The 12,287-nt window shown below is 48.2% G+C and carries 10 protein-coding genes; 4 read left to right on the forward strand and 6 right to left on the reverse strand.

Features of this window, described 5'->3' with window-relative positions; genetic code table 11:
• Positions 1 to 12: 12 nt before the first annotated feature.
• The 3 genes from CFREI_RS11685 to CFREI_RS11695 all read right to left on the reverse strand — a co-directional run bounded on the left by CFREI_RS11685 (position 13) and on the right by CFREI_RS11695 (position 3,866).
• Positions 13 to 2,562: an ATP-dependent Clp protease ATP-binding subunit gene (locus tag CFREI_RS11685; RefSeq protein ID WP_027013044.1), complete on the reverse strand. Its 2,550-nt coding sequence runs from the start codon at positions 2,560 to 2,562 to the stop codon at positions 13 to 15.
• Positions 2,563 to 2,774: 212 nt separating this feature from the next.
• Entirely contained in the window at positions 2,775 to 3,383 is a 609-nt protein-coding gene (locus tag CFREI_RS11690; RefSeq protein ID WP_051256011.1) for a TetR/AcrR family transcriptional regulator, read from the reverse strand.
• Positions 3,384 to 3,638: 255 nt separating this feature from the next.
• A complete protein-coding gene (locus CFREI_RS11695) occupies positions 3,639 to 3,866 on the reverse strand; it encodes a hypothetical protein (protein WP_027013043.1) in 228 nt (75 codons plus the stop codon).
• A 268-nt stretch (positions 3,867 to 4,134) separates the two neighbouring features.
• On the opposite strand from CFREI_RS11695, the gene CFREI_RS11700 reads away from it, so the two are divergent.
• Complete coding sequence (locus tag CFREI_RS11700; RefSeq protein WP_027013042.1) at positions 4,135 to 5,517, forward strand: MFS transporter; 1,383 nt, start codon at positions 4,135 to 4,137, stop codon at positions 5,515 to 5,517.
• 1,014 nt (positions 5,518 to 6,531) lie between these two features.
• On the opposite strand, the gene CFREI_RS11705 is transcribed toward CFREI_RS11700, so the two are convergent.
• Genes CFREI_RS11705 through CFREI_RS11715 form a run of 3 tightly spaced genes read right to left on the reverse strand, consistent with a single transcriptional unit; the run spans position 6,532 to position 8,773 of the window.
• Entirely contained in the window at positions 6,532 to 6,984 is a 453-nt protein-coding gene (locus tag CFREI_RS11705; RefSeq protein ID WP_027013041.1) for a DIP1984 family protein, read from the reverse strand.
• Positions 6,985 to 6,993: 9 nt separating this feature from the next.
• Entirely contained in the window at positions 6,994 to 7,218 is a 225-nt protein-coding gene (locus tag CFREI_RS11710) for a hypothetical protein (protein ID WP_156907781.1), read from the reverse strand.
• Positions 7,202 to 8,773 (reverse strand): glycerol-3-phosphate dehydrogenase/oxidase, encoded by a 1,572-nt coding sequence (locus tag CFREI_RS11715; RefSeq protein ID WP_035112279.1) that lies wholly within the window; start codon positions 8,771 to 8,773, stop codon positions 7,202 to 7,204. The genes CFREI_RS11710 and CFREI_RS11715 overlap by 17 nt, the downstream gene beginning before the upstream one ends.
• 211 nt (positions 8,774 to 8,984) lie before the next feature.
• On the opposite strand from CFREI_RS11715, the gene CFREI_RS11720 reads away from it, so the two are divergent.
• From CFREI_RS11720 to CFREI_RS11730, 3 genes are all read left to right on the forward strand, one after another.
• Positions 8,985 to 10,595: an FAD-binding oxidoreductase gene (locus CFREI_RS11720; RefSeq protein WP_240483218.1), complete on the forward strand. Its 1,611-nt coding sequence runs from the start codon at positions 8,985 to 8,987 to the stop codon at positions 10,593 to 10,595.
• A gap of 16 nt (positions 10,596 to 10,611) precedes the next feature.
• Complete coding sequence (locus tag CFREI_RS11725; protein WP_027013039.1) at positions 10,612 to 11,514, forward strand: YegS/Rv2252/BmrU family lipid kinase; 903 nt, start codon at positions 10,612 to 10,614, stop codon at positions 11,512 to 11,514.
• 128 nt (positions 11,515 to 11,642) lie between these two features.
• On the forward strand, positions 11,643 to 12,284 hold the full coding sequence (locus tag CFREI_RS11730; protein WP_027013038.1) for a lipocalin family protein: 642 nt from the start codon (positions 11,643 to 11,645) through the stop codon (positions 12,282 to 12,284).
• Positions 12,285 to 12,287: the final 3 nt, after the last annotated feature.

The raw sequence follows: 12,287 nt of genomic DNA on the forward strand, positions 1-12,287 counted from the left end.
TGGTTGCGGTGTTTAGGAATCCGCGGTGAGTTCTGCCGCTTCCGCTGCAAGCTCATCAAAGGTGCCATCTGGGAGAGGCTTTGGACGTGGAGTAAATGTGAAAGCATCATCCTTTACATCCACGGTAATGATCTCACCGGCACCGAGTTCGCCAAACAGAATCTTTTCAGACAAAACATCTTCAATTTCGCGCTGGATGGTGCGGCGTAATGGCCGGGCACCCAAAACCGGATCGAAGCCACGCTTGGCCAAAAGGTTCTTGGCGTCTTCGGTAAGTTCAATCTCCATATCCTTGGCTTCCAAAGCCTTGGCCACGCGACCAATAAGTAGGTCGACCATTTGCACGATTTGATCTTGGGTGAGTTGATGGAACACCACAATATCGTCGATACGGTTTAAGAACTCAGGCCGGAAGTGTTTCTTCAGTTCGTCATTCACCTTATTTTTCATGCGCTCATATTGGCCATCGGCGTCTGCTTCGCCTACTGCACTAAAGCCCATGCCCACAGCCTTGGAAATGTCTTGGGTACCAAGGTTGGAGGTAAAGATCAGCACGGTGTTTTTAAAGTCCACGACCCTGCCTTGGCCGTCGGTAAGTCGGCCGTCTTCCAGCACCTGAAGCAGGGTGTTGTAGATCTCCTTGTGTGCCTTTTCAATCTCATCAAACAGAACAACAGAGAATGGCTTACGGCGAACTTTTTCGGTGAGTTGGCCGCCCTCTTCATAGCCAACATATCCGGGAGGCGCACCGAACAAACGTGAGGCTGTGAAGCGATCATGGTACTCGCCCATGTCAATCTGGATTAACGCGTCATCTTCACCGAACAAAAACTCAGCCAGTGCCTTGGATAGCTCGGTTTTACCAACACCGGATGGGCCAGCGAAGATAAAGGAGCCGGAGGGGCGCCGTGGATCTTTCAAACCTGCACGGGTACGGCGGATTGCACGCGACACGGCTTTTACAGCGTCATCTTGGCCGATAATCCGCTTATGCAGCTCTTCCTCCATGCGCAGCAGACGAGTGGATTCTTCTTCGGTGAGTTTGAATACCGGAATTCCCGTCCAGGTACCCAACACTTCGGCGATTTGTTCTTCGCCAACTTCAGCGATTTCTTCAAGATCACCTTCACGCCACTGTTTTTCTTTGGCAGCGCGTTCTTCGCCGAGGATGCGTTCTTTATCGCGCAATCCAGCGGCTTTTTCAAAGTCTTGGCCATCGATGGCGGCTTCTTTTTCACGGCGGACTTTGGCAATCCGATCATCAATTTCGCGTAGTCCGGCTGGTGCGGTCATGCGCTTAATGCGCATGCGGGCACCTGCTTCGTCGATAAGGTCTACGGCTTTATCTGGTAGGAAGCGGTCGTTGATATAGCGGTCGGACAGGTGTGCGGCGGCGGCTAGTGCGCCGTCGGTAATAGAGACGCGGTGGTGTGCCTCATAGCGGTCACGCAAACCTTTAAGAATGTCAATGGTCATTTCCACGCTTGGCTCAGGCACCTGCACAGGCTGGAAGCGGCGCTCCAAGGCGGCATCTTTTTCAATGTGCTTGCGGTATTCGTCGAGCGTGGTTGCACCAATGGTTTGTAGCTCACCGCGCGCGAGCTTTGGCTTAAGTAACGACGCCGCGTCAATAGCGCCTTCAGCAGCACCCGCGCCGACGAGGGTATGGATTTCATCAATAAAGAGGATAATGTCGCCACGCTGGTTAATCTCTTTGAGCACTTTTTTAAGCCGCTCTTCAAAGTCACCGCGGTAACGGGATCCAGCAACCAGGGAACCTAAATCAAGGGAATATACCTGCTTATCCCGCAGGGTTTCCGGAACCTTCCCATTAACAATATCTAATGCTAAGCCTTCAACCACAGCGGTTTTACCCACACCTGGCTCACCAATAAGCACTGGGTTGTTCTTTGTGCGGCGGGAAAGCACCTGCATAAGACGCTCGATTTCTTTTTCACGTCCAACTACAGGGTCGAGTTTGCCGTCCTTGGCAGCTTGGGTAAGGTTGCGGCCAAATTGATCTAATACAAGTGAGCTGGAGCGTTCACCCACATTGCTTTGTGCGCGCCCACCTGGAGTAGAGCCGGCACCGACCGTATCATCACGTCGGGTTTCAGCATTGTTTTCATACCCGGACAGTAATTGAATAACTTGTTGACGAACCCGAGGCAAATCAGCACCAAGTTTGACTAATACTTGGGCAGCAACGCCCTCGCCTTCGCGGATAAGCCCTAACAATAAGAACTCCGTGCCAATATACTTATGGCCCATTTGAAGTCCTTCACGCAGGGAAAGCTCCAAGACTTTCTTTGCGCGAGGAGTAAAAGGAATATGCCCTTGGTGCGGTGTGGTGCCGTGACCAATGATTTCCTCTACCTCTTGGCGTACCGCGTCAAGAGAAATACCCATAGACTCTAATGCTTTGGCGGCAACACCCTCGCCTTCTTGGATAAGTCCCAACAAAATATGCTCGGTGCCGATGTAATTATGGTTCAGCATTTGAGCTTCTTCTTGGGCTAGCACGATAACGCGACGAGCGCGATCAGTAAACCTTTCGAACATGTCTCTCCCTTTATGTATTCTTCAGTCGCACCCACTCTAACGTGGATGGTCACCGTCGCATGCCTCAAACGCACCAAAACCACACAGTTTTCCCCTATTTATGCAGGTTAACGTAGTGTACGCCGATAGCGAACAAGGCTTATCGAAGCCGAAGCAGCTGCTCTTTGCGGCAACCACAGCCCCCTAATAAAACCCCCGATCCCCAAAACGTCTTACTGGACGGATTCTTCTGAAATGTTCGTTTCAAAAAGTTCCAGTTGGTCTTGCACTGACGGCGTGAGATACCCCCGGATCAGGTATTCCAATTCCCGGCGCCAAACATTCGGCTCTGGATTCATTTGCAAAAGCGCATTACCACTTAGCGAGAGAATCTGCGTGGACACCAGGACTATTGCAGCCATCTTATCTGGGTCACCCTCGCGAATCTCGCCTTCTAGATTACGGAATAATGCAGCCAGAAACCTCATAAGCCGTTGCTGGGTTCTACCAAATCGCTGCACAACGTACTTACTTAAAATTTCCGGATCACTCTGCACCATTGCTTGTAATAGTTCATTCGTCCGTACTGCTTCAGTGCAATCCAAAATGACGTTAATGACTTCATCGAGAGTTTCCGGAAGCGGATAAGCAAGGTCTAACACAGAAACAAGTTCCCGCGTCAGTAGGTCGCCTAAAAGCTCATCCACTCCGCTAAATCGGCGATACAGAGTTGGACGACTTACCCCCGCTTCACGAGCAACGCCAGCCATAGTGGTGCGTTGAATTCCGTCTCGCAGGATGCAAACTCGCCCAGCATCCAAAATCGCAGATTCTATATCCATAAGACCATCAAACCATGAGTGAATTTCGTGTGCTTAGAAACTGAAAAACAGATTCAAGATCCAAGTTAAATATACCCTAATTGCAAGCCAAGGATGCATAACTATCCAATAGATTTCCGAAAAGAAAAACCTATCCAATCAAAAGTAGCAAGCACGATTGCCCAGATTTTGCACAGACGTTGACTTCCCAACATCGCAGCTTACGCCAAGCCATGACGATAGTTAATGCACTAAGAATCCTGCACTTATAGCAGTTTAGCTTCTATTCTCTACGTAGTTTTCTACAGTAAGTTCTTGCACAACCAGTTTCAGTATTTTTATTTTTAGAACTAAATTTTCTACCCCCATCAACACCCCCTCCTTTTTCAATGACACAAAACTCTCTACAAAAATTCCAGCCGATAGCCAAATCCCCCAATCCCCGCTTAGTGACAATTGAAAAACCGCACAAAAACACCAGTCATTCAAAACTTGAAAATGCATGACCCCACACGGTGTATATTTTCCCTATTTTCAGGCGCCAAACACCATACCAAAGGCAAACACTTTATCGAATACTTCACTTTGACAAGAGGCTCATGGTTAATTCATTAGAAGCTTAGCTTCTGTAAAGCCCCCAGTAAGTGACACTCCACTGGGTATATTAACGCAATTGTTACCGGTTATTACATATATTGAGACCGGTTATGCTCAGAAAAACTACAAGAATATAAGGAGAGTGAAGTACTCAGCGCTACCCGAGGAGAAGAATATGCGCACTCCAACACTGCCGAAATGGCTCCAATCACCAAGCCCGGCGCCTCAGCTAAATCCCGAGCAAACCAAAGCTCGATACCCACGTCTACGTTTCCAAGTTTTTATGGGGATTTTTATTGGTTACGCAGGTTTCTACCTCATCCGTAATAACATCTCCACCATTGCACCTCTCCTGCTTGACGAAGGAGGAGTAATTGACAAACCCGCAGTTGGCGTGATTAGTAACGCGGTATTAATCAGCTACGGTTTGTCTAAGTTTTTTATGGCAATGCTTTCAGATCGTTCGAATGCTCGATACTTTCTGCCACTAGGTCTAGCCCTTTCGGCAATCATGAATCTGATCGTAGCGGTGACCCCATGGATTTCCGCCAGTGTTGGCCTATTTGCCACCATAATGTTTATCAATGGCTGGGTGCAGGGTATGGGCTGGCCACCATGTGGACGAATCATAGTTCAGTGGTTTAGTACCAGTGAACGCGGCTGGAAAGGGTCACTCTGGAATACTTCTCACAATGTAGGGGGACTTGGGCTACCTGTACTAGTCGCTTGGGGGCTTCACCTTAGCGATCAAAACTGGAGGTCTGCCTACTGGCTCCCCGCCGTCGTCGCACTTGTCGTGGCCTTTTTGGCTTTTCTTTTAATCCGGGATAATCCCCCATCTGTTGGGCTTCCACCGATCGACGAATACCGGAATGACCCGCCAAAAGTCGAAGCAGATGCACCAAAAGGAACTAAGCTTTCTACCAAAGAACTGGTCTTTGACCACATTCTGAAAAGCCGCGTCATCGTATTATTGGCGATCGCCAACGTATTTATCTACGCGTTGCGATACGGCGTGCTGAACTGGATTACAACATACCTCTCAGAAGTTCACCATATGAGTATTACCAATGGACTCGTGAGCTTCGCCGCATTCGAACTGGCTGGCGTATTGGGAACAGTGCTCGCTGGTTGGGTTTCAGACAAGGTATTCCACAGCAACCGAAGCATTACAATCGGCATTTTTGTGCTCGCAGCAGGACTTTCCATTGCAGGCTACTGGCTTGCGCCAATTGGCACGCCGTTTTGGGCAATGGTCCTACTCGTCTCCCTTATCGGCGGTTTTATCTACGGACCAGTTGCTCTTATTGGATTACAGGCACTCGACCTTTCCCCCAAAGACATTGCTGGTACTGCCGCTGGCTTCACGGGACTATTTGGCTATCTACTTGGCGCAACACTTGCTTCAACGGGAGTCGGATATTTAGTGCACTATACAGACTGGAATGTTACTTTTATTACATTCTTGGCTTTTACGGCGCTTACTCTATGGATTTTGATTTTTATTGGCAAAGCCGAACGCGAACTTATTAAAAAGCGTGGTGAGCCAGCAAAATAATCCATCAAGTTCGTGCTGTTGCATGATTAGATAATAGAAGAATTGGGGAACAGGGTTCCCCAATTTTCTTGATTCACAACTTTCACTGATCCCTTAATATAGAAGACGCTTATGCACGAATCCCGCCTGCAATGAACTTGGGGCTGTATGCGAAATTATTTCAAACAAATACGTAGCACAACGCAAAGTTTTCGGATTCCCGTTTAATTACAATAGCTTTCTTCTCAAAATTTAGCGTTACATAAAAATTCAATATTGCAGAATGGATAATATAAATGTCTGACGATTTTTACTTTCGCCAATTACTGAAAACTTGCTCAGTTACGCCAAAGCAAGGTTTAGTACTTTTTACCAAGCCGTATTTTCTGCTTAGTATAGAATGACCTGCAGCAACTGTTTCCACATCTCTGGATTTATCCCTACACCATATTATCCATTTACTAAATATCCTTCACTAGATTACGTGCAACATAAAAAGCAAAATGGAAATCATCCCCTCTCCCCCTCGGATTAGAGGATAGGTAGCCGCTATCTCGGACAAGCTAAACTCACTCGCTGATCGACCACCCGAGCCGCTATTTGACCAAATCCAGCAATAAATTCAAATGAATTCATTGGCCTATCGTTGGTAGCACGCCTTTCTAAAGCGATTCAGCCTAGACTTTAAAAACCACCTCGAAGGAAAACACGCAACAGTGCTACACAATTTCGTATAAAGACAATATGCAGCCAAATTGCACGTGCGCTTGCATCAAATATTACGACGTCAGAACGGTTTTACATTTGATACATAAGCTCAATCAGACCCCATACGTACTTTGAAATAGTCCCCAAACCCAGCCCTCACTCCGGAGCCTCAGTACTTGGTAGTGATTTGTGACAATGCCATGTGCACCTGTACTCGATTGGGGCATGCACTGTAAGTAATGAAGTGCCAGCCCTTTGGCGAATATGAGGGTCATCCAATGACAAAACGGTGTACTCGCCGACCCGGAAGCTACCAACTATCGTACGTTACAAGAGTTCAACCACCCAGTTAAGCTGTTGTATTTTCAAATCTAACTCACGGTATTGTTGCGCGGCCTGGTCTGCTTTAGCTTGCATCTCCGATACCTTTACCGTAGAGGTCGACCGGATTTCATTGGCCGAATAACGCACTGTTGGATTAGCTGCGTTGGCTATTTCGCGATACATTTCGCTGCGTCGCTTAGCGGTATCCCTCGCTGCGATAGCATCAGTAAGCGTAAGGTTTTGGTCAAACTTGGTCGCAGCGTTCGTTGCATTAATTCTTCGGATCAGTGTTTCCAGTGAATCCAGAATAGCTTCTGCTTCAGCAATGAGCGTTGCTGGATCTTCGTTTGGAGTATCTCCTTCTTGAACCAGGCTCACCCGCTGAATGCGATCCTTAATCTGTCCAAATTTTCGTTGAGCGTCTGCTCGTGCCGCAAGCGCCTCGGATAGCTTCATAAGTGCAGGCTACCACGGCACTCCCGCAGCCCAGTTCGCTGCTTCAATTCCGTTACGACGCCCCGGAAACGGCGATCGTGCAGGCTTGTGAGGAGACACGCCCGCAGGGGACTTACGGCGCTTTAATCGGGAATTGACTTTTAGTGCAACCCTGATCAATTTTGTAGTTTTTTGAGGGTGCTTAACTTGAGCAAATGTAAAAGCTTTATTGCAGATGTTATGTAAACGATTCATTATGATCTCCTGGTCGTTGAAGGTATTGATAAATGGCTTCTATTTCAGATAGTGCCTGTTGTCGGTCTTCTGGCACTAAACCAATTCGAGTACGACGATCAAGAACATCATCGATATTCAGGGCACCTTCATGGGTAAACGCAAACTCTATTTCAGCCCGAGTCACATCCAGACCAGCGATCTTCCCTAAAGGATCCGAAATTGTGGCGGTTGAAAGTACTGTCGGTGCTTCATAACCGAATCGAGCAATCATCGATTCAGGAAGCTCGTTATACCGAGTCATATCTATATGCATGCTTTCAATATGTCCCGGCGCGCCAACTAGAGGCAGTGTTTTCGTTTTACATGTAGCGGTGGATATTCCAGTAGCTTCCAGAACTGCATCAATTGTTTCTTCAGCCATCAGGCGATACTCGGTATATTTCCCTCCAACCACAGAAACTACACCGTCTGGCGATGTAATAATTGCATGCTTTCGGGAAACATCAGCGGTTTGGCCGCTACCGGCATCAATAAGGGGACGAAGTCCTGTAAAAACTCCACGAACATCGTCGGTAGTTAAATGCATTCCCAGTGACTGGTTTACGCCATCGAGCAAGAAGGCTATATCCGTATCTGGAGTTTCGGGGACGTCGGGTATATCTCCTGGGCTCTCTTCATCGGTCAGCCCAAGGTAACAACGCCCAAATTGTTCTGGAATTATAAATAGAAACCGGGTAAAGGATCCTTTGAGTGGAAACACAAGTGATCCCGTTGGGTTTCCAAATTTCTCGGCGTCGAACACGAGGTGGGTGCCGCGCGAAGGCCGGATCGATATGGTCGGTTCAACAGTTCCAGCCCAAACGCCTGTGGCATTTACAACCGCTTTAGCACGAACGGTGTATGTATCACCGGTAAGCACGTCCGTTAAGGTTGCGGATGTGCCAGTAAGGTGAGTTGCAGCACATCGAGTAATAATCCGGGCCTCGTGTTCAGCCGCAGTTCTTGCCACAGCCATGACTAGCCGGGCGTCGTCAATCATTTGGCCGTCGTAGTTTAGCCAAGCCCCGAGTAAACCCGCGCGGTTCACAGCCGGAAACAATCGGCAGGTAGTGGCGGGCGTAATATACCGGGATCGCGGAAGCACCGAAGTAGGAGTGCCAGCAAAACTCCGAAGCACATCACCAGCCAAATAGCCGATCCGGGTAGCAATTTTCTGGGCTAGTGTTGTATCGGGCCCCAGAGCGCTAATCTGTGCCAGAGGTTTCACCAAATGAGGAGCGATTACTTCTAAAAGACGTCCTCGCTCAACCGCTGAATTATAAGCAATTCCGAATTCTAATTTGGCTAAATACCTCAAGCCACCGTGAATAAGTTTAGAAGAAAAACGTGATGTCCCGAATGCTAAATCATGTTTTTCTACAAGCGCTGTACGCAATCCTCGACTGGCAGCATCAAGGGCGATCCCAACACCAGTTATGCCGCCGCCCACAACCAAAATATCAAGCTCTTCTCCCTTTTTCAGAGCTTGTAAATCCGCCGACCGACGCGCTGCATGTAACGCAGAGTTAGGCATAGCCACATCAAAGTCCTCGCACTCGTAACACTTTTTATTCACCTTCTAGCCTACTCAGTTCAGTTAATGAAAATCGCAAAAGGTACTCATTAAGAGTTGGATAATAAGTGGCAAAATTGCTGCCACAATTTAGAAGTAGAAATAGCTTTTAATCCCCTTTAAATAGCCTCTAAAAGGCGTTACACTTTTGAAAAAGTGTAAACTTCCGAACATGAGTGCACAGTTGCCAATCCCGCCCATGGCTTTTAATCTTTGGGGCACCCCTGACGAAGCCAAACCACTAAGTCCAGGAATTTTGCGCATCTTAAAAACCACCCTTGGACTGAAACCAGTATCAACCCCTGCTTACTCCGAAGCGGACATTACACTTAGTGAATCTCGTCTTACGGCAGCCGATACAACCCGCCTGGCAGAGATCGTCGGCGAAGCATACATTTCAACAGAAGATACACACCGCCTTCCAAGGGCTCGAGGCAAGTCTTACCTAGACCTTATTGATTGGCGTACTCAAAAAATTATCGACGCCCCCGACGGCGTGGTCGCTCCTCACACCGAGGAAGAAATCCTTGCAGTCTTGCAATACTGCTCGCAAGAGGGAATAGCTGTTATTCCATTTGGGGGTGGTACAAGCGTAGTAGGCGGCATTACCCCATTAGATGGTGGACATCGCGCAGTAATCAGCCTTGATCTGGCTAGATTTAATGAAATTGAAGATGTGGATCTTATTTCCGGACTAGCCACTTTAGGTGCCGGGTTATCCGGACCTGATGCTGAAATTGGCCTCTCCGAGTACGACCTCCAATTAGGGCATTTCCCACAATCATTCCCGTATGCGACTATTGGTGGTTTCGCCGCAACACGATCAGCTGGTCAAAATTCTGCAGGCTATGGAAGATTCGACGAAATGGTGCATTCATTTACCGTAGTCACCCCAAAGGGAATTATGCAGATAGGCGGTAATTCTCCGGCTTCAGCAGCCGGGCCTGATTTACGCGAGCTTTTCTTGGGGTCAGAAGGAGCGCTGGGAATTATTACCCGCGTGCGTTGCACTGTCCATCCCATCCCAAAGTTTAAGCGGTATGAAGCATTTCAATTTCCGGATTTTCATACTGGCGCACACGCTCTACGGCTTATTGAGCAGCGCAAGACCAGGCCTACGGTTATCAGGCTATCTGATGAAATCGAAACTAGCCTGAATCTTGCGACTACGCACCAGATTGGCAGTGATGCCGAAATTACTGGATGCCTATGCGTCACAATGTATGAAGGCGATAAAGACCAAACCTACACCGCCCAGCAGGAGACCCGCGAACTGATTCTTTCTTGCGGTGGTACCTCATTGGGCGAGGGGCCCGCTCGCGCTTGGGAACAAGGCCGGTTTGGGGCTCCGGTACTCCGAGATTCGATTTTGGATATCGGCGGGGTTTGCGAAACTCTGGAAACCGCCACTGACTGGTCAAACGTAGAAGTTTTGAAGTCTGCGGTAGGACTTGCGATAGCAAAGTCTATTACTGACAGCGGCACTATGGCCGTAGTAATGTGCCATATTAGTCATGTCTATCCGACTGGTTGCTCTCTTTATTTCACGATTATCGCTAGTCAAAGCGATAATCCCCATTCCCAATGGGCAAATGTAAAGAGGGCCGCAAGTGAAGCCATTGTTCACAATGGCGGGACTATCACTCACCACCATTCGGTTGGCACTGATCATCTACCCTATATTCACAATGAATTTGATCCACTTTCATTGGAAATACTTCGTGCTGTGAAAAACACACTCGATCCCAAATCAATATTGAACCCAGGAAAACTCATAATTTAAGGAGCACTGCGTCGCCATGCTGAAGAAAATCGCCCTACTGACAAATCCGACAGCTGGCCGCGGTACTGCAGTTGCCGCCTCTGAAGCAGCTCGCAAAAGATTTGCCGAACTTGGGGTTGAAGTCCTCAGCATTAGCGGCTCTTCCTGGGATGAGTCGATGGAAAAGGCCGAGCAGGTACTCCAAGAAGATATTGATGCTCTCGTTGCCTGTGGTGGTGACGGTATCCTCAACCTTGCTTTACAGAAGCAGGTTCATAGTGGTGTCCCGCTGGGTATTATCCCGGCGGGCACTGGTAACGACTTTGCGCGTAGCTTCGGCATTCCATCTGACCCAGTCAAAGCCGCAGAAATCGTTGCACAAGGCACAACAAAGCAGACCGATATTGGCCAACTCAGATCAGTAAATGATCAAACCCGTTCTATGTATTTTGGCACAATCGCTTGCCAAGGCTTTGACTCTTTAGTTAATGAGCGCACAAACGCATTGAAATGGCCCACAGGAGCAGCACGCTATACTGTTGCTTCGTTTATTGAAATTGCAACGTTCCATAGTATTCCGACACGCATATTTGTAGACGATCAAAAAGAACCTATGGAGCTCGATACAACATTAATCGCCGTTGGCAATACAAATACTTACGGTGGGGGCTCATTTATCTGCCCTAATGCCGACCCAACAGATGGGCTTTTCGACGTCACTATTATTCGGGGAATGTCAAAGCTGCAGGCGATCGGAAAACTAGCAACGTATTTTAAAGGCGAAAAACATGAGGACCCGGAAGTAATTTCCCTACGTGCCAAGAAAATTCGAATCGAGATGGAAGGAAACATTCCCAGCTTTGCGGATGGAGAACGTTTTGGCCTTACTCCAGTAGAAGCAGAAATTCTTCCTGGAGCTGGACTTTACCTAGTCCCTTAAGAGCCTCACTAACTACTGGGATATTCGTTACAATGCCTACAACAAGTGTTCTATCGAGTCCTTGACGTGCCACGTCTGCATTAGAAGCCTTGCCATCAAAGCGAACTCCTCGTACAAAGGATTTTCTTATGCGTTTTGTTTCTAGCATTTTCTCAGTAGTATGCCTGGGCATTTTATTTGCCACCCCGGCCCAAGCCGAAGATATTTTCAATGGGGGTCGTTTCGCCGGAGGTTCTTCCGACCTAGTACAGCCACTTTCTTCCACAGGACCAGAACTTCCAGAATTCGGTCGCACAGTAGATCTGGATAAGTACGCTGGTACATGGTACCAAGTGGCTGCTATCCCCCAGCCATATACATTAATGTGCACTCATGACACTAAGGCCCAGTATGAAAAAGTGGATGACACCACCATTAGTGTTGTGAATTCATGTGGAACTCCCCTGGAACCCTCACGGATCGATGGCCAAGCTACTGTGCGCAGCCAAGCCACATTGCGCGTAGATTTCAACGGGATTCCTTTCCAGCCACAAAATAAGCCAGACAATTACCGCGTAACCCATCTTGCCGAGGATTACTCTCTTTCCATTGTCGGTAGCCCAAATCGTAATGCTGGTTTCGTGCTTTCCCGAACGCCATCGCTTTCTCCGGAGCAATGGCGTGAAGTTCGTGGAATTGTGGAGCAGCGTGGTTGGTGGCCTTGTGCTTTTCTCACTACGCCTATGGCGGGTGGCCGCGGGGATGTAACCCCGCTTTGCGCCATTAATTAACCA

Origin of the sequence: Corynebacterium freiburgense (genome assembly GCF_030408815.1) — a bacterium.
GTDB classification, from domain to species: domain Bacteria; phylum Actinomycetota; class Actinomycetes; order Mycobacteriales; family Mycobacteriaceae; genus Corynebacterium; species Corynebacterium freiburgense.